General features: G+C 41.4%; 16 protein-coding genes. 9 read left to right on the top strand and 7 right to left on the bottom strand.

Features of this window, described 5'->3' with window-relative positions:
- Window positions 1-67: 67 nt before the first annotated feature.
- The 5 genes from IPM95_00710 (at window position 68) to IPM95_00690 (ending at window position 4,300) form a co-directional block, all read left to right on the top strand.
- Window positions 68-862 (top strand): hypothetical protein, encoded by a 795-nt coding sequence (locus IPM95_00710; GenBank protein MBK9327839.1) that lies wholly within the window; start codon window positions 68-70, stop codon window positions 860-862.
- Between the two features lie 151 nt (window positions 863-1,013).
- Window positions 1,014-1,439: a 6-carboxytetrahydropterin synthase gene (locus IPM95_00705; GenBank protein MBK9327838.1), complete on the top strand. Its 426-nt coding sequence runs from the start codon at window positions 1,014-1,016 to the stop codon at window positions 1,437-1,439.
- Window positions 1,440-1,563: 124 nt separating this feature from the next.
- Window positions 1,564-1,875, top strand: coding sequence for a DUF4286 family protein (locus IPM95_00700; protein ID MBK9327837.1), 312 nt, complete (start codon window positions 1,564-1,566; stop codon window positions 1,873-1,875).
- 56 nt (window positions 1,876-1,931) lie between these two features.
- Entirely contained in the window at window positions 1,932-2,768 is an 837-nt protein-coding gene (locus IPM95_00695; GenBank protein MBK9327836.1) for an MBL fold metallo-hydrolase, read from the top strand.
- Window positions 2,768-4,300 (top strand): PD40 domain-containing protein, encoded by a 1,533-nt coding sequence (locus IPM95_00690; protein MBK9327835.1) that lies wholly within the window; start codon window positions 2,768-2,770, stop codon window positions 4,298-4,300. Before IPM95_00695 ends, IPM95_00690 begins: the two co-directional genes overlap by 1 nt.
- A 9-nt stretch (window positions 4,301-4,309) precedes the next feature.
- On the opposite strand, the gene IPM95_00685 is transcribed toward IPM95_00690, so the two are convergent.
- Window positions 4,310-4,738, bottom strand: a complete 429-nt coding sequence (locus IPM95_00685; GenBank protein ID MBK9327834.1) for an RDD family protein — start codon at window positions 4,736-4,738, stop codon at window positions 4,310-4,312.
- 96 nt (window positions 4,739-4,834) lie between these two features.
- Between IPM95_00685 and IPM95_00680 the strand changes: the two genes are divergently transcribed.
- From IPM95_00680 to IPM95_00665, 4 genes are all read left to right on the top strand, one after another.
- Window positions 4,835-5,575, top strand: coding sequence for a hypothetical protein (locus IPM95_00680; protein ID MBK9327833.1), 741 nt, complete (start codon window positions 4,835-4,837; stop codon window positions 5,573-5,575).
- Between the two features lie 5 nt (window positions 5,576-5,580).
- Complete coding sequence (locus IPM95_00675) at window positions 5,581-7,392, top strand: transporter substrate-binding domain-containing protein (GenBank protein ID MBK9327832.1); 1,812 nt, start codon at window positions 5,581-5,583, stop codon at window positions 7,390-7,392.
- A gap of 142 nt (window positions 7,393-7,534) precedes the next feature.
- A complete protein-coding gene (locus IPM95_00670; GenBank protein MBK9327831.1) occupies window positions 7,535-8,722 on the top strand; it encodes a DEAD/DEAH box helicase in 1,188 nt (395 codons plus the stop codon).
- A gap of 233 nt (window positions 8,723-8,955) precedes the next feature.
- A complete protein-coding gene (locus IPM95_00665; protein MBK9327830.1) occupies window positions 8,956-11,241 on the top strand; it encodes a T9SS type A sorting domain-containing protein in 2,286 nt (761 codons plus the stop codon).
- A 75-nt stretch (window positions 11,242-11,316) separates the two neighbouring features.
- On the opposite strand, the gene IPM95_00660 is transcribed toward IPM95_00665, so the two are convergent.
- From IPM95_00660 to IPM95_00635, 6 genes are all read right to left on the bottom strand, one after another.
- Window positions 11,317-13,143, bottom strand: coding sequence for a long-chain-acyl-CoA synthetase (locus IPM95_00660; GenBank protein MBK9327829.1), 1,827 nt, complete (start codon window positions 13,141-13,143; stop codon window positions 11,317-11,319).
- A 5-nt stretch (window positions 13,144-13,148) separates the two neighbouring features.
- Window positions 13,149-14,348, bottom strand: coding sequence for an acyl-CoA dehydrogenase family protein (locus tag IPM95_00655; protein MBK9327828.1), 1,200 nt, complete (start codon window positions 14,346-14,348; stop codon window positions 13,149-13,151).
- A gap of 12 nt (window positions 14,349-14,360) precedes the next feature.
- Window positions 14,361-15,680, bottom strand: coding sequence for an acyl-CoA/acyl-ACP dehydrogenase (locus tag IPM95_00650; GenBank protein ID MBK9327827.1), 1,320 nt, complete (start codon window positions 15,678-15,680; stop codon window positions 14,361-14,363).
- A 146-nt stretch (window positions 15,681-15,826) separates the two neighbouring features.
- Window positions 15,827-17,815, bottom strand: coding sequence for a T9SS type A sorting domain-containing protein (locus IPM95_00645; protein MBK9327826.1), 1,989 nt, complete (start codon window positions 17,813-17,815; stop codon window positions 15,827-15,829).
- Window positions 17,816-17,868: 53 nt separating this feature from the next.
- Window positions 17,869-18,489 (bottom strand): threonylcarbamoyl-AMP synthase, encoded by a 621-nt coding sequence (locus tag IPM95_00640; protein ID MBK9327825.1) that lies wholly within the window; start codon window positions 18,487-18,489, stop codon window positions 17,869-17,871.
- 98 nt (window positions 18,490-18,587) lie between these two features.
- Window positions 18,588-19,085, bottom strand: coding sequence for a DUF1761 domain-containing protein (locus IPM95_00635; GenBank protein MBK9327824.1), 498 nt, complete (start codon window positions 19,083-19,085; stop codon window positions 18,588-18,590).
- Between the last annotated feature and the right edge of the window lie 136 nt (window positions 19,086-19,221).

Raw genomic sequence — 19,221 nt, 5'->3', positions numbered from 1 at the left:
AGATACTCCCAATTACGTATTTCCATTTCTACAGACAGGTGTTACATTTGTCAAAAATCAAAATTATATGCGCACAGTAAAAACTCTCAGCTACGTTTTATTGATGGTTGCATTGGCAACATCCGGATGTTCTAAATTATCCAGCAGTACAGACACCGGTGTACCATCAGCTCCATCACCTTCTTTCTCCGGTGATGTAAAAGGAACATTGGTATCTTTAAGAACCAGTTTTTCTTACGATCCAAATAAGTTTATCAATCCCAAACCTCCTATTTCCTTGCCGGTTGTGGATGTTGATGCAGAAACTGCCGTTGCAGCCTTCAGCAATGATTTCTCTTCAGGTGTCTTCCTGGATGGCGGTGCCGTAAGTGTAAATACCAACCCCCTGGACAAGTTATCTAATAACACGTATACCAAACTGGCGTTTGACTATACCTCTCCAAGCCTGGATCTTGACTTCGGCTCCGGCAGCAACTGGTCTGTGGCCGGAAATGGAGATGTTCCTTCGATTTCCTACAATCATACCACTGCGTTCCCCAATTATAGCGGAAAAGCAGATTTACCGGAAACAGTCTCTTCTTCTGCCGACCTGACTATTTCGTTAACCGGTAAAATCAGCAGTGCAGACTCTGTTTATGTGTTGTTGTTGAATGGCAGCAAACAAATCTTAAAACGAGTGGGCGGCGGCGCATCTTCCGTGACCATCAGCGCATCTGATATTTCCGGATTAGGTACCACAGGCGGCAATGCTACCGCTATTCTGGAAGTATGTCCGTGGAACTTTATCATCGAAACCATCAGCACCAAGAAATATGCTTTTGTAAAAGAGCAGGCTGTGGTTAAATATGTAAAAATCAATTGATCTGCAAAAACCATTTTTAACATATGTAGCAGAAACGGAGTTCGAGATAACTCCGTTTTTTTATGAAGTTTAAATTTTATTTTCAATGAAAATACATTTTTCCGGAAATTAAACGTCTTTGTAGTATTTTTGCAGCAGCAATAAGAAAAACATGTTATTCGTTACCAAGATATTTCATTTTGAAATGGCGCATGCCATACATGGATATGATGGCCCCTGTAAGCATATTCACGGACATTCCTACGTATTAGAAGTTACGGTGACCGCCCATTCTGATGATAATGCATACCTGAAAGAAACGGGATTTATCGTTGATTTTAAGGATTTGAAAAAGATAGTCAGTGATACCATTGTTCATAGATACGACCATAAACTGGTATTGTCAAAGGAATATATGGACGAAAATCCAGCTTTTAGTGAGGCAGAGAACCTGATTATATGGGATTTCGAACCCAGCGCGGAGAATATAATACTCTATTTCAAAAATGAATTGAATGCCATACTATCGGAAGAGATGCAACTGTCCAAGCTTAAATTATATGAAACCAGCAGTTCTTATGCCGAGTGGATTAAATGAACCTGAGAAATCAAATCCTTTTAACAGGATAAAAATAAATATGCCCATTTCCGGTCGAAGTCAGGCCGGCTAAGCTGGAATCAGGGAGATTAATAGATTTGCAATATTATCTAACTTTACGGGCATGATAATTTATTCTGTTTACATTACCATACAGCAGACGGCATCGGCCGCGTGGTTGAAATTCATGCAGCAGAAACACCTGAACGACGTGATGCAAACAGGCTGCTTTGTATCTTGTCAGATGCTTAAACAAACCGAGTCCGGCTCTGACAATGCCGAACAGTATGTCATCCAGTACAGTGCTGAATCCATGGAAAAATTGCAGTACTATCTTGACAGACACGCCCTTCGCCTGCGACAAGATGTAGTGGTGCAGTTCGGTGACAGCTTTACCGCCCAAAGAAGGATTTATGAAGTAATTAGTACGATGTAGTGACCTGTTTTTCTATGGTGTAGAACAAATTCATGTATCTTACTATCTTTGTACCTATGAAACTGTTTACGATTGATACCGGTTATTTTAAACTCGACGGAGGCGCGATGTTCGGCGTCGTACCGAAAACCATCTGGCATAAACTGAACCCACCCGATGAAAACAATATGTGCACCTGGGCCATGCGTTGCCTGATGGTGGAAGACAATAACCGGCTTGTACTCATCGATACCGGCATGGGTGATTTTGTGGACGAAACGTACCGCAGTCGGTACCAGCCGTTCGGCGATGACACACTTGAAAAATCACTGAAAAGACACGGCTATGCTCCTACGGATATCACCGATGTATTCCTGACACATCTTCATTTCGACCATTGCATCGGTGCATTGAAAGATGACGGCAGCGGTAAACCTACGCTCCGCTTCCCGAATGCCACGCACTGGTCGTCCTATATACAATGGAAATCCGCACTGAATCCGAATGCGCGTGAAAAAGCGTCTTACCTTAAAGAGTACCTGACCACCATCTTCAATTCCGGAAAACTGAAATTCACCGAAAATGAAGAACTGGCCATGGAAAACATGGAAATAGAATATGTCTTCGGACATACGGAGTCCATGATGCTATGCCATATCTACAAGAAAAAACAGACCATCTCCTACTGTGCGGATTTGATTCCATCCCACCATCATATACGGTTGCCCTATATTATGGCCTACGACATCCGCCCGATGGACACGTTAAAGGAAAAATCTATTTTTCTTGAAAAGGCTTACGAGAACGATCATATCCTATATTTCGAACACGATAAGGACATCGAGTGTTGCACACTCAAACGGACGGAGAAGGGCATAGAATTTGATGAGTTACTGAAACTGGAAGACATTTAATGGAGCAGCAATCTTCTATCCGCATATTACAAAACTTCAGCAAAGTATTAACGGCTGTTATCTTTTGTCTGTTTACCTATCCCCTTTTTGCCCAGATGGACAAAGCGGATAAGCTGTTTGCTGATTACAAATATGCGCAGGCTGCTGAATTATATAAGCCCATAGCCGACAAAGGCAATATACGCGCTATCCGGAAAATCGCTGAATGCTACCGTAAAATCAATGATTATGAAAATGCGGAACACTATTTCGCACTGGTTGTAGCGGACAAAAATGCCATCCCCAAATCTTTTCTGTATTACGGTCAGTTGCTGATGACCAATGAGAAATACAGTGAAGCTAAAATTTGGCTAAAAAAATATTTGGCACTGAAACCCGACAGCGATACGGTTGTAGCGCGGACATTATTACAATCCTGCGAAAAATCAGGTACGGGCATACTGACGGAACGGAAGATAGCCTATAAAAACAGTAAACAATTGAACTCCTCAGGATCGGATTTCTGTGCAGTTCCATACGAAGACGGCCTGCTTTTCACAAGCACCCGTCAGGGAAAAATCAACGGCACCTCCGGCAGCGGTTTTCAGGAAGTTTTTATTGCCAAACTCCTGAATGATTCGGTCATTTCCATTGCACCTTTAAAGGGTACCGTTAACACGAAAAATTACAACAGCGGGCCGGCCTGTGTGGACACCACAAAAGACATTATCTATTTCACCAAAAATAATTTCCAGTACGGCGATGCCATCACCAACAAAAAGGGCGATGTGACATTAAAGATATTTTCCGCTAAAAAAAGCGGCGATAGCTGGAAAGACATCAAAGAACTCGAACTGAATGATGTCGAATATTCCTGCGCCTTCCCGAGCATCAACCGTTCCGGTGACATCTTGTTTTTCACCTCCGACAGAGGCGGCGGTTATGGGGGAAAGGATATTTATTATTCCACCTGTCAGAACGGTAAATGGAGTAAGCCAAAAAATGCGGGAAAAAACATCAACACGCCCGGGGACGAACGCTATCCGTTCATACATGCTGACGGCACCCTGTACTTTTCATCGAACGGACTGCCGGGTTATGGCGGCATGGATATCTTTAAATGTGCACCCAATAAGCTGGGTGAGTTCGGAAAGCCGGAAAACATCGGAAAGCCATTCAACGGTGCTACCGACGACTTTGGATTTTTTCTGGACGGCAATTATGAAAAAGGCTTTTTCTCCTCTAACCGTATCGGAGGGGAAGGAAGTGATGATATTTACAGCTTCGAATACCTCGATGTGCCGCTCGAACTGAACTTATTGTGCGACGGTAAACCTGCAGAAGAAATCAAGGTAACGGTTAAAAAAGAGGATACGCTGCTTTCAGAAAACAGCTATTCCCAAAGACTATTTTTGCTGCTGGATACAAACTCAAACTATACGTTTGAAATTTCGAAAGAAGGCTTTGCTGCTTCAACCATTGCCATTAAGACGACTGTGAAAAAGCCGGTCTATAAGTCGGTGAATTTACAACCCCTTCCATCCAAACAGTAAAAAACTGCCTTACTTTCTGATGATGGTAATATGGCATAATTTATCTGCCAGTGTCTGGTATTTGTCATTCGTGAGCAGAAGAAAATAGCCGAAAAATAAAAGAAGGGAAAGGATATAATGTTTAGCGGCATCCGTGAAATTTATATCCAGTTTATTTTCTTTCAGAACCCGGATCTGAAGAATTTGTTTACCTAATGTACCCTGGCTTTCACTCCCTTCAAAATACAGGAAATACAAAGAAACCGACAGTCCGATTTTCCACCAGTTGATTGTAACAAAAGTCCAATAGTCCGGCGATTCGCTGTATAGCAGGTAAATACCACAGGACAGCATAATAAAGAGAAGGATATCTGCCAAGAGTGCAGCAGTCCGCAATGAAAAAGGTGCATATTGCACCACTCTTGTCTCGTAGGTTTTTTCATCTAAAATCTCATCCATACAGCGATCCGTTTGGTCTTATCATAACAAAATTTACGATAAAAAAATTGAATATTCTCTCTACAATTCGCATATTTGAGAAAATTCTTTTTTAACATGCAAAACCGTCTGCTAAAATTGTCGATTCTGCTGCTCAGTGTATTTGGCTGCAGCGCCTGTTTTGACCTGCAGGAAAATCTGTATTTTAAGAAAGATGGTTCCGGCAACTTTTCCTTTACCGTTAGCCTGGGTGACCTCAAATCAATGATGTCTATGTTTGAAAATGGAAAATCAGATGATAATTCCGACAAAAACCCGCGTGCTAAAAGATCATCCAATGAGAAGCTGAGCAATAATTTTGAATTCACCAGAAGAAAGTTAATAAAGATTGAAGGCATCAGCAGTGTGAAAACCGTAGAAGATACCATAAACAATAAATTTGGTCTGTCTTTCAATTTCAAAAATATGGATGCGCTGAACAGTGCCATGAACAGATTGTTCGAGGATGATACGGCAACAGACAGGAAACCGGATATTGTTTATTTTCAATGGAAGGGAAATCAGTTGATTCGAAATGAAGAAATTGATTCCAAATCGATCATTGGAAAATCGGGTGATTTCACCAAAGAGTCTAAAAAAAGTTCAGAAACCCTGCTTCCTTTTTCACTGGATCAGTTGTTTGGTTCAGTATCTTACAGTTCCGTTTATGAATTTGAGAAAAAAATCACACAGGCAGCCAATCCAAATGCTATATTGTCATCCAATATGAAAAAGGTAACGATTAAATGTTACCCGTTTGCTGCGGAAAAAGACACGCTCAGACAAAAATGCACCATCGCTAACACCATTTCATTTTAATTCTCTTGAACACTACCCGCAATTGGATATTGCTTACTCTTTTTACTATTCTCGCCTTTTTTGCAGTAAGATGGCTGGCCGATTATCAGATTCGTAAAAATACAGTTACAGAACCGACTGTTGATGTTGACATAAGCGAAATAAAGGAGCGTGGAGTACTGCGTGTCATTATGGAGTATAACTCGATCAGTTATTTTTTCTATAAGGGCCAGCGTTTAGGTTTTGAGTATGAATTGATCCGGAAATTTGCAGATGCCTTGGATGTTAAACTGGAATTGGTGATAACAAAGGCAGATGAAGACCCTTATAATTTACTGAATGAAGGGAAAGGCGATATCATAGCAAACGGATTACTGGTCAGCAACAAGATAAAACAGCAGGTGGCATTAACCAACGGATATAGAAATGTGGAACAGGTTATCGTGCAGCGAAAACCTGGAAGAATCATCAGCCCGGTTGACAGCACGGTTAAACATGACACACTGATACAGTCACCATCAGAGTTATCTGATAAGATTGTATATGTCCCTGAAAACTCGGCGTATTACAATCAGTTAAAAGAACTTTCCGATACGTTAGGAATCAACATTGATGTGCGTATTTTGAGTGATGACCGGAGCATAGACGAAATCATGGAAGCCATTTCTAACGGAGAAATCGATTATACGATTGCCAATAAGGATATTGCTCTGGTAAACCAGTCCTATTTTTCCAATCTTGATGTCAATACGACGGTCAGCAGGCAGCAGCAATTGCATTGGGCAGTACGGAAGAATTCAACTGAATTGTTGAATGAGCTGAATATATGGCTAAAAAATATGTCGGGAGAAAAAGCATTTGCTGAATTGTATGATAAATATTTCAAGGAAAATAAAAATATCGCCTCTGGATATGATGAAGAATCAGGCATACAGCAGGGAATGATTTCAAACTTCGATGCCATTATTCAGCGCTATGCCAGGAGAATAAACTGGGACTGGAGACTGATAGCGGCTGTCATACATCAGGAATCCAAATTTAACCCATATGCAAGGTCGTGGTGCGGTGCACAGGGCCTGATGCAGCTGATGCCCGGAACAGCCCGGCAGGTCGGTGTTTACAGCAGTGAGGTATATGTACCGGAAAAAAACATCCAAGGTGGAACAGATTACCTGAAGCAGTTAGAACAAATATGGAATTCGATTCCGGATTTTACGCAACGGATAAAATTCATCCTGGCCTCCTATAATGCCGGTCCGGGACACGTGGCAGATGCTGCCAGGCTGGCAGAAAAAAACGGATATCCTAAAGACAAATGGGATGGCTCTGTCGAATATTTTATGCTCTATAAGTCAAATCCCAGGTTTTACAATGATCCTGTGGTAAAGTATGGTTATTGCCGCGGACAGGAACCATTCAATTACGTCCGCAATATTGTTAAAAAATATTTTGACTACAGAAATAAGATCAATCTGACTACCGCCACTAAGGTTTCCAAAACCTTCAGACTGGAACAAGTGGAAAATGTATCATTTGACGGGATTGAAGGGTATTATAACCCTAGTCAGGGACTTATAGCCCGTTCTGCCAGAAGGGAGTTGTTTTTATCTCACAAATTATTCAATGAAAATACAGAACTGGTACCTAAAAACACTGGCAGAAATCCGTTTGATAAGTCCGGAAAAGAAATTTTTGTAAAAAGAGAGAATTCCGCCGCCGCTGACACCGGAAAACAACTCTTCCGGAAAAGGAATCAATTGTTTCAAACCACCCGATCGAATCAACTGGCACCAAAGCAGGATTATGAGTTCAACAAATTGAAACCCAGGAACAGGTAGCAGTATCAGCATTTGTTTATCAAACATTTCTCACTAAATCTGGTTATTTGAGTATCTTCGTGTTTTTAATCTTAAACGACCGGCAAAATTGGACTTTAAAGAATTTGAATTTGATACACGCTTACTGGAAGGAATTGACGCCATGAACTATCGTTATGCCACACCTGTTCAGGAACAGGTGATTCCTATCATACAGGCAGGGAAAGACTTAATCGCTTCTGCACAAACCGGCACCGGCAAGACGGCTGCATTTCTGCTGCCCATCATTCATGAATTGATTACCGCGGAAAAACATGAAGACGAAATAAATGCATTGGTCATCGTTCCAACCCGTGAGTTGGCTGTTCAGATAGAACAAAACCTGGAAGCATTCTCTTACTTTACTCCTGTCAGCTCTATTGCTGTTTATGGCGGCGGCGACGGATCTTCATTTGAAACAGAAAAGAAAGCACTTTCCCATGGAGTAGATTTTGTCATCTGTACCCCGGGAAGAATGATCAGTCATCTGGCATCCGGATATGTGAAAACAAAAGGCCTGAAACACCTAATCTTGGATGAAGCTGACCGTATGCTCGACATGGGTTTCTTTGATGATATCATGAAGATCATCACCTATCTGCCGGATAATCGTCAGACACTTTTATTTTCAGCCACTATGCCGCCAAAAATAAGGCAACTGGGTTTAAAGATTTTGAAAAATCCGGAACAAATCAATATTTCCATTTCCAAACCTCCTGAAAAAATAATACAAAGGGCATACATCATCTATGAACCGCAGAAAATTCCGCTGATCAAAATGATTTTAAAAGATAAAGCTTACAAGAAAGTGGTCGTTTTTTGCTCCAAAAAGGAAAATGTAAAGAAGTTAAGCAGAGAACTAATCAGAGCGGGTATTCACAATGAAGAAATTCACTCTGACCTGGAGCAAAGTCAAAGAGAACAGGTATTATTGAATTTCAGAAATAACAAGACACCAATACTGGTCGCAACGGATATATTATCCAGAGGAATTGACATAGAAGACATAGACCTGGTCATCAATTATGATGTACCGCATGACGGGGAAGACTATGTTCACAGAATCGGCAGAACCGCCAGAGCCGCTTCAGAAGGTAAGGCCATAACACTGGTAAGTGAAGCTGAGCAAAAGAAATTGTTACAAATAGAAGAATTGCTGGAATACCTGGTTCCTAAGGAATCAGTTCCGGTTGAATTGGGAAAAGCTCCTGAATATGCTCCTCAAAAGAGAGAAGTCCGGAAATTTTCTCAAAAAAAGCCATTTAGAAAAAACGGACGCAACAGCCACTCGAAACCTAAAGGAAATCAATGAAATACATTACATTTTAATGAAGCTGAAAGTCAGGTTTTAAAACTATTTTTTGAAAAAAATAAAAAAAGTTGCGAAAATAAAAATATTGGTATATATTTGATATTGAAACGTAAACCTTTTGCATTTTCAATCCAGTTGGAATGCGAAACATAATAAACCTAAATTTAAATATTTTATTACTAAGTAATTATGTAGTTATGTCTATAATTGATAACCCTTTAAATATTTGCAACATGAGACCCTTTTTTCTATCCTTATTTCTCACCTTCATCTATGCAGCCGTCATGGCGCAAGATGTTACACCCCCAACTGCAGTTTGTAAAAACATCACTGTTCAGTTAGATACCTGGGGGTATGCTGCCATTGCAGGACAAGACCTGGACGACGGTTCAACCGATGACGATGTCATAGTAAGTTATGATGCTTCGATGACAGAATTTACCTGCAGTGAATTATTCGATAATCCGCATACAGTGGTATTAACCGTTACGGATGCATCCGGAAATTCATCGACTTGTGAATCTGCCGTTACTGTTGAAGACAATCTGGCACCTGCCAACCCAAATTGCCTGAGCTTTATAGCTGATTTGCTGGAAGACGGCACCTATTATGTGAACCCATTTTATTTGGACGGAGGCTCTGAAGAAGGATGTCTGGCGGATATTACGTCCAGCAAAACAGATTTCACCTGTGATGATATCGGTGATAACTATGTTACTGTAACCTATATAGATATGAGTGGAAATACATCAACCTGTGAAGCATTGATTCAGGTGATAGATATACTGCCACCAAATGCGGTTTGCCAGGATATCACCATCGAACTTGACCAGGACGGGAATGCCTCTATTACTGCGGCAGATATTGATGGCGGTACTTATGACAACTGTTCATTTTTACTGGAAGCCTCACAAACAGCATTTGATGTAAATAATTTAGGGGAAAATGTTGTTACACTTAATGCAACTGACCCATCCGGAAATGCATCTCCCTGCGATGCAACGGTAACCGTAAATCCGTACCCCATGTCAGCGGTTTGTCAGGATATAAGTGTTGCTTTAGCCAATGGTAATGTAACCATATCAGCACTGGATGTTGACGGCGGTTCCTTTGGATATACGGATGCGGAAGTATCCAACTCCTATTTCGATTGCTCTACTATCGGTGCAAATGAAGTGACACTCACGGTATCTAACGGCGATGCGACATCATCTTGTACTGCAATCGTAACCATAGAAGGAAGCATTCCAACCGCAACAATAACAAGTGCAGATATTCCAACAAACTGTCAGGGAGATTTTAAAATACTGACGGCCGGTTCAGATGATGAAACCTCCTCTTTCTTATGGAACAGCGGGGAACATACGGCAACCATTAATGCTGTAAACGGTTTGTATTCCGTGCTGGCAACCAATCAATACGGCTGCACAGCCGAAGCATTTGAAACAGTATCCTTTGATAAGACCGTCACAACAAATGCCTATACCATTGTAGGTATCGATGCTGTTACTTTGAAGCGAAATACTGTTCAGAATGGCGGTATTGCCGTTTCTAAAACGGGTGCAAAAGCTATTTTGGACAGAAGCAGCGTTGTAATGGCTCAAACCACATTTGTAAAAGCCCCGGTAATTAATGTTGTCGGAGGAAGTGCCGTTACTAATAAAATAACCGCAGCTGCAGTCGTAACCTTACCGGTCATTTTAGCGAATCCATTCGGAACCAGTAAAAAAAATGTAACCGTAGCTGACAATGCGACCGTTACCCTGACAGATTCCATTTACGGTACCATTTCCCTGGGCCGGAATTCAATAGTAACCTTCACGCAGCCAAGAATCTATGCCGTGCAATATACCGCTAAAGAAGGATCGACAACCGATTTTCCGACATGTTCGGAGATTACCGTAGTTAAAGCTGTAAAGTTTGAAAAAAACACTAAAACAAACCTTGCTCAAAACAAGGTGACGTTTTATGTAAAAGATAAATCCGGTGCCGTTGAATTTACATTCGGTCCGGGTGCACAATTTAACGGTAACGCTTACACACTGACAGGAGAAATAGTTGTACAAAAGGCCACTGCTGATGCTCCGACGAGATTAACAGGTCAGTTTGTAGGAAAGACTGTAAATTCCGACGAACATGTGACCTGGAACTGGAATACCAACTGTTTATCCTGTTCAGAAGAACCTGAAGCGTTTGCCGCTATTACCAGTTCCCGATTAGCTGCACCTGTACAGGAAGAGGTAAAATCTATAGAGAAATCCGTTGAGATGGCAGCGTATCCTAACCCGTTTAATGATGTTGCAACTATCCGTTTCACAGCATCAGGCGATGGAAAAGCAAAACTGGCCATCTTTAACATTGCCGGACAGGAGGTAGAAAGATTATTTGAAGGAAATACAGAATCAGGCAATGAATATACCTTCCAGTTTAACGGAGCCAATCAACCGTCCGGAACTTACTTCTATCGCCTGGAAACCAATGATAAAGTATATGTTAACAAACTCATGTTGTCAAAATAAACGCTCCATATTGACATTATTGATAAACCGCAGATGAAATCTGCGGTTTTTTTATCTAAAGGGTTCATGTAAGAATCAGAAACGATACTGGCCGCTGTTAATGGCATCCCTCAGTTCTATGGAAACAGCCGTATATCTTTTGTCCATCAGTACATACACCTCATCACCGATGACTGCACAATCATACCCCTCTTTCTTTAATTTATATTTTTGATGCTTGAAAGTGGTGGTGACATCAGAATGCCTGGAAAATCTGATAAAGAGAGGTACCGCATATGTCGGCAGTTCTTCATTCAGGTATTGATAAAATGCATCCAGATCAAACATACCGGCATCATTTTTCAGTATAATATTGACCATCCCTGCTCTGCCGCTGTTATCCGGGATTTCTACCCCATAAACGATACTTTCTTCAATTCCCGTAAACTGATTGACAATTCCTTCCACCTCACCGGTAGATACATTCTCTCCTTTCCACCGGAACGTATCTCCCAGTCTGTCCACAAATTGAGTATGAAAATATCCCATATCCCTCACCATGTCTCCTGTATTGAACCAGGCATCTCCTTTTTTGAAAACGTTTCTTAAAATGGATTTTTCCGTTTTATCCCTTTCGGTATATCCGTCAAACGGATAGCGCTCATTTATTTCTCCAAGCAACAAACCCGTTTGATGGGTATTCACCTTTTTCATATAACCTTTGCGGTCTAAAACCGGCTGATCATTTTCCTGATCATATTCTACGATGGCATAACTGGTGATAGAAAAGCCCATTGTCTCATCAATATTAAATACATTGAAAAAGGCGATATTTCCTTCACTGGAAGCATAAAATTCACATATCTGCTCTATTTCAAACCTGTTTTTAAATGTTTTCCAGATTTCAGGACGCAACCCGTTTCCAATCATCCTGGTCAGTGTATTATGCTTTTCCAACGGATGAACAGGTGCATTCAACAGATACTTGCAAATCTCTCCGACATATCCGAAACCTGTGGCTTTATAGTGGTCAATGTCATGCCAAAAATCTTTTACGCTAAATTTATTCTTAATGACAATGGCTGCACCACCTGCCACAACGGAAGTCCAGCAAACCACCATAGCCGTCGCATGATAGAATGGCAGGGGTACATATAGGATATCCTCCGGCGATAAACGAAAGGATGTCAGTCCGAATGCGCTGTATCCTTTAATCCATCTGCCATGACTTATAATGGAAGCCTTTGGCAAGCCGGTGGTGCCGGATGTATAAATGTATAAGCCTGCATCTCTAGAATAGATCTTGTGATTAAACTTCGGTTCAATCAGCGGGAAAGCTGAACTCTGAATATCAAATTCATTAATGGCCGGTATTTTAGGTGTCTTTAAAGTGAGATGCGGAACCAACTGTACCTGGTTAGCCGTTTCTTTTAATTCATCTCTAATCTCCAGAAAATGATCGATTAATTCGCTTCCGACTAAAATAAGTTTCGGATTTGCAAGACGGATACTATGTATCAGTGGTTTATGTTTTTGAGCAGTGTTCAGCAATGCCGCAATGCCGCCAATCTTTGCCATAGCCATGGATATGGCCAGTATTTCCGGCCTGTTCTCCACTAAAACGGCAACGACATCGCCCTTTTTGAATCCAATGTGTAAAAAATGATTCGCTAGCCGGTTGACCCAGTTATTAAACTCCCTGTATGTCCATTTCTGATCCTGGTATAATATACAGGTATGGTTCGGATATCTGGAAACGGTTTTATTGAAAATTTCTCCGATGGAAATCTCCGACTGCGGATTAATGGTAAAGTTGTAGTATAATGCTGTCAGGATTTTTGGTAAATCTTTTACTGCGCCGGGCAATCTAAGGATTAAATCTGATAAACTGACCGTATTCCCGCGTACACCTTTTATAGCCATTCCAATTATTTAAGTTCTGATGATGATTTGTTCAGCAACCTCCTGGCAATAATCAACTGCTGAATCTGCTGCGTTCCTTCAAAGATATCCAGTATTTTCGAATCCCTGGCCCACTTCTCTATCAGCTCTTTGTAAGAATATCCCAGTGAACTGCACAACTCAATACATTTTAATGCAATCTGATTGGTCACACGGCCTGCTTTAGCCTTACAGATGGATGCTTCCAATGAATTGGGTTTGCGGTTATCCGCCATCCAGGCGGCACGCAGTGTCAACAAACGGGCAGCTTCGTATTCAGCTTCCATTCTGTACAATTCCGCTTCCGCTGCTTTTACATTATTTACCGGCATTCTGTAATCGAGTTTGATTTTATCTCCTAACAGTTCTTTCGTACGTTCGATAACTGCTTCAGCAACCCCATTTGCCATCGATGCCACGAAAGGACGGGTGTTGTCAAATGTTTCCATGACGCCGCCAAAACCTTTTTTTATATCTATTTCCGGCGTACCCAATAAATTTTCAGCCGGTACTTTACAATCCGTAAAGGTGATGGCAGCCGTATCAGAAGAACGGATGCCTAATTTTTTTTCTAACCGAACCAATTCCATGCCGGGTGTTCCCTTTTCCACCACAAAAGATTTAATAGCCGCTTTGCCCACTGATTTATCCAAAGTGGCCCAGACGACCACCGCATTGCTTCGCTCACCAGCGGTAACATAAATCTTTTCTCCGTTTAAAATATAATGGTCTCCTTCCCTGCGTGCCGAAGTGGTAATGGCAGAAGAATCGGAACCGCAATTCGGCTCCGTAATGGCCATGGCCGCCCAGGAATTGGAAAATCGCTTTAACTGCTCCGGATTGGCCACCGCACTGATAGCGGCATTTCCCAACCCCTGTCCGGGAATGGATAAGAGCAATCCGACATCGCCGTAACACATCGCCTGTATATTCACACAGTTCGCCATGTTGGCTCCATTCCGGACACCACCATCATCCGCATCCGCTTTTTTTGTAGCTGCTCCGCCAACGGGAGCGTCGGATCCTTCGTTCAAGCCTTTTAATCCCGCAGCAAACAAATCCAGTTCAACCGGATAGGCATGTTCTTCGATATCATATTTTCTGGATACCGGCCTGAAGATTGTTTTGGCCGCCATGATGGCAAAATTTTGTATCCCTTTAAACTTTCCAGGAATTTCTAAATTCATTTTATTCTAATTTTACAGATGTACTCCATTTAGTCCAATAGAAACCGCTCTTAAGTCCCGGTACCAGCGCTCCACCGGAAAATCACGGATATACCCGTGTCCACCTAAGAGCTGAACGCCGTTACTGCCGATCTGCATACTTTTATCACTGCAAAGAATATGTGCTAAATAGGCTTCCCGCTCAAATTTCAACCCTTGCTCTGCCCTCGAAGCTGCACGTTGAGTGAGCATACGCATACTGTCCAGTTCAATTTTGATATCGGCAATCATAAATGCCACCGCCTGGCGATGGCTGATGGGTTCTCCGAAAGCATAACGGTCATTTGTGTATGGAATGACATAATCCAGCACCGCCTGACAACAACCAACAGCTAATGAACACCAACCCAGCTTGCTGTAGGCAATAAATTCTGGATAATTGAGGCCTTTCGAACCACCCAGCATGGCCGATTCATCCACTAAGACATTGTCTAAATGTATTTCACCCAACTCAGCGGCATTTAATCCCATGCTTCTGTCTGATGTAATCTTAACACCATTGGCCTCTTTATCAACGATAAATAACTGAATTCCGAAATTCTCGGTCTGAGCAGCCACCAGAAAAAAGGCTGATTCCGCTGCCAGCGGTACCATATTTTTGATTCCGTTTAATACAAATTCATCTTCTTTATTTACCGCGGTCGTATTTAATTCAAAAGGAGAAAACAAGGGTGTAGGTTCATTAACAGCAATAGTAGCAATTTCCGGCTGTTCATTTAAAAAGTCAGGCACCAATGCCTCCTGTTGCTCGGCAGTTCCCCATTGGATAATGGCATTTAAGACGCTGTGTTTAGTAAAAAGTGCCAATGCCTGACCTAAATCACCGTGCGCCAGCGTTTCCACCATCATCATTTGCGTAACGGTGGATTTCTGTTTCATCATTCCGCCCAAATCTTCCGGAACCTGCATATAGGCCAGTTGCAGGGCATTAAACTCTTGCCATAACTCATCGGAAATGACACCTGCCTCATCAATCTTTTCAGCCTCTGCCCGCATTTTTATAGCAAACGCCTGTACGGACTCCCGGATGATAGATTGTTCTTCCGTATAATTTAAATCAAACAGGTCGGACTCGGGTTTTGATTCAAGCCGTTTAGCATTCCCAATTGTTAAATTCTTGAAAACCCTGGAAGTACTATTCGCCGCTTTCACTCCGTTCTTTATGCCTTCATAAACGAAACGTTCCGAAATTTTTCGGAGATTGAATGCCTTACCGATTCTTGAATCTAAAAACTGATTGTAATAGCTGAAATAGGCAGCTAACGGAAAATCCTTTTTATTTTTAGTGCTCATCGTATAACTAATAATAATACAAACATAAAATTAATCCCTTATAAAGATGGTTTTAAGCAGCAAAAGATAACACATCATTTCGGTAAACAAGCATTAATTTACTTTCGTATATTAATATATCCCGTCAAACGGAAATGAGAAGACTGCTACTTGATGAGTACTGCCTGAGCCGCTTTCCTATCTCCATTGCCATATAAAGTAACAAGATATGTTCCTTTTGAAAGGTTATTGGAAAGCGCATCCACCTGCACAGTTTGTTTTATAGTAACATCTCCCGGCAGGTTTTTAATAAATACCTGCTGACCTAACGGATTATAGATGACAATCTGATAATTGGTTTCCGGTTGTGCATCAAACTGAACGTAAAAGTTTCCGTTTGAAGGATTGGGATATATCGTCAGTGCGTTATTATCCTGACCGAGATTCTTTTTTGTTTGCTTAAGCAATATACTGGTTGTAGCAAATCGCTTTAAACTTGTACCCTCCGCCCATACCGAAAGATTGTATATACCGTTATCCAATGACAATTTATCCTGACAAACAAATGCCTTTTCAATTTCATCCCAAACAAAAGTAACGGGAATCAACTTATCCCAGATAACCTCTCCCTGTTCATTGATATTCCTGCTGAGGAATCCTCTTACCTTTGTAAGAAAAACATTGTCCGTCCAATCCTGTACATGTACAATCAACCCGAGTGGTTCATCTGCATAGAATGTTTTATCTGACGGAACGCTTAGTTGAATGGCAGCTTGTTTTCCGTCTTTTAGGAAACCTGTTAATTCCACGGAACTTTTCAATGCATATTTTTTCCCGGGCGTTAAGAATGATAAATCAATTTCATGAAAGATGTCAAACATGGCTTTCGTCGCAATCGTCAGGTCTATGGTTTTTACCAGTTCATTCTTGTCATTATACACAGCCAATGCGGCATCTTTATACTCACCTACCAGATACAATTTACCGGGAGTATCCATGTTCAGTTCAATACTTTTTGACTGAATCAATTGTATATCTGAAACGGGCTGATAGTCTGCTGTTGCGGCAGGTGTCTCAACCCAGTTCTTTTTACGCAAAACGGGATGATCTTTAAAATATTGAATTTCAGGAAATACCTTATCCCACATGTAGGAAGACAGTAAAACATCAATATGATTCAGATAGGAATGCTGGGAAGGTGGTGGCTGGGAAAATGCTACCGCCCCCGGACGGATACTGGAAAAATAAGGTGCGAGACCGTCAATATCGTATATATTCTTCTGTGGATTGTTGTACTTATCCTGCACCTGAACTATTCGGGAAAGATTTCCGGTAATATTCATAAAACCACTCATCAAATCTCCGGCAAGTGTTCCGAAACCGGGAATATCCACACATATTGGACGGTAGTCGTTAAAAACCACTTTTAAAATATCATCCGGCATAGCATCCGGCAAAACTGTCTTATGATCCAATCCCCAGGAAGCAAAACAATGAAATTTCTCGGGACGATTCTCCGGATGATTATCCATCATAGGCCTTACCACGCCCGCCATGTAGGCAGTCTGCATCTGGTAAGAACCCTTTCCTTTAAAAATGGGGCCGACAATCGGCATGCTTTCCAGCAAAGAACGAATAATCGGTACGGCAATTAAATCAGACATGGGAGCACCACGAAACGGTGTAGACAAAGTGATGACACCCTGAACGGTATCCCACATATTTTCATTGTACAGGGCATACTCCATATCGTAACCACCCTTACTGTGACAAACAGCAATAACCCTGTTGGTGTTGAAATGCCTGCAGGTTTGCCGAATCATCTCTGCAATTATTTTCCCATTTTTTTCAAATTCATCACTATACGACTGGAAGAAAAAGGCCGATTTATAGCCGGCATTATAGGTGTTTTCGTACCACTTGTTTTTTGCCATAAACCATGCATAGCCATTATCAAACCAACCATGAACAAAGACTATGACCGGTTTGTCATCTGAATCTGGCGGTGCTGCTCCGAGGACGACATTGTTCAACCTTGCCGGCACTTCACCGCATTGCAGCAGGGCTGGTGGTTTGATGATAGTCGTGGTAACGGTTTGAGCAAAGGAAACTAATGGAAAAAGACAGGATACCATTACCGTGTAGAAAAATTTCATTCGGACAATTTAGATTAAAATTAGCGAAAAATACGATGGTTGTTACACACCTGTTACATAAAGTCATCAACAGCCCCTGCACCTTCCCGCACAACAACAGGTATGTCACCGGTACAGTCAATGATGGTGGATGGATGATAGCCCCCCGGTCCGCCATCAATCACCATGTCCACGAGATGTTCATACCGTTCATGAATGGCATAAGGGTCCGTGATGTAATCGATGACATCGTCTTCATGATGTACGGAAGTCGTAATGATGGGATTGCCCAATTCCTTTACGATGGTCCTGGCTATTTCATTATCCGGCACCCGGATACCAACCGTTTTTTTATTGTTTTTAAATAGTTTGGGAATGGAATTATTTGCTTTCAGGATAAACGTGTAAGCTCCTGGCAGACAGCGCTTCATCAGTTTGTAGGTGGGTGTATCCACGTTCAGCGTATAATCGCTGATATGGCTCAAGTCATTACAGATGAAAGAGAAATTCATCTTATCCGGCTTTACTCCTTTTATCCGGCAGATCTTCTCCACGGCGTCTTTATTAAAAATATCACAACCCAAACCATATACCGTGTCTGTCGGATAAATCACCAATCCTCCGTTGCGCAGGCATTCGACCACCTTTTGCATCTTGCGCATATCTATATTTTGTGGAAATATTTCGAGGAGCATGAATTAGTTGTAAGTCTTGAGTATTATTTCTTAAAAATAAGTATAAAAATAAAAAAAAGCCGCCTTTCGGCGACCTAATAATTATACAAAGTTTCATATCAGGCAAACTGACAAATGATACCACCCATCAGCAGCATGGTAACGACCCAATATCCTAAATGAATACCTATATATTTAAACCCTCTGCGCTCAAAGAGTGCGTTTATCCCCAATACCGGCAAAGCAACGGTAATCGCACCAATAGTTCCGTGTAAAGCTCCGTGTTTGAATGTCCGGAATTCATTGCCATAGGTACTCATCGTATCGTTGAAAATCTTTTGTGCAGCTGCATCAGCCGCATGATTTTGCAGCATGGAGAAAAGTCCCATCTGGTGAATTACCATAGCGGTCAGGGAGAAAGACAGAAAGAATCCTAAAACCAACGTTAAGCCAAAAACCAGCGGCATGTTAAAACCTTCATTCATTTTGGCTTCATCAAAACCACAAACTTCCATCCAGGCTTTCCCGAATACTTTTGGATTATACCAGACAAACCCAATCAAAAGTGGCACCAACGAGGTTAGTCCCACCACTAAAAAATTAATTTTTAATTCCATAATTCATTATTTTATTAGAAGCAATCTATATCATTTTTGTAAATGTCATGTTAAGGAAAGGCATTTAGTTTTCAACAGTTATTGATAATCAATGACATAAGACACAAAAAGTCGCCATAAGGCGACTAATTGTCAA

This window comes from Sphingobacteriales bacterium, from assembly GCA_016719635.1.
In the GTDB taxonomy this organism is placed as follows: Bacteria; Bacteroidota; Bacteroidia; order Chitinophagales; family JADIYW01; genus JADJSS01.
Note: the sequence above shows the minus strand (reverse complement) of the source record. Positions and strands in the feature narration are given on the sequence as shown.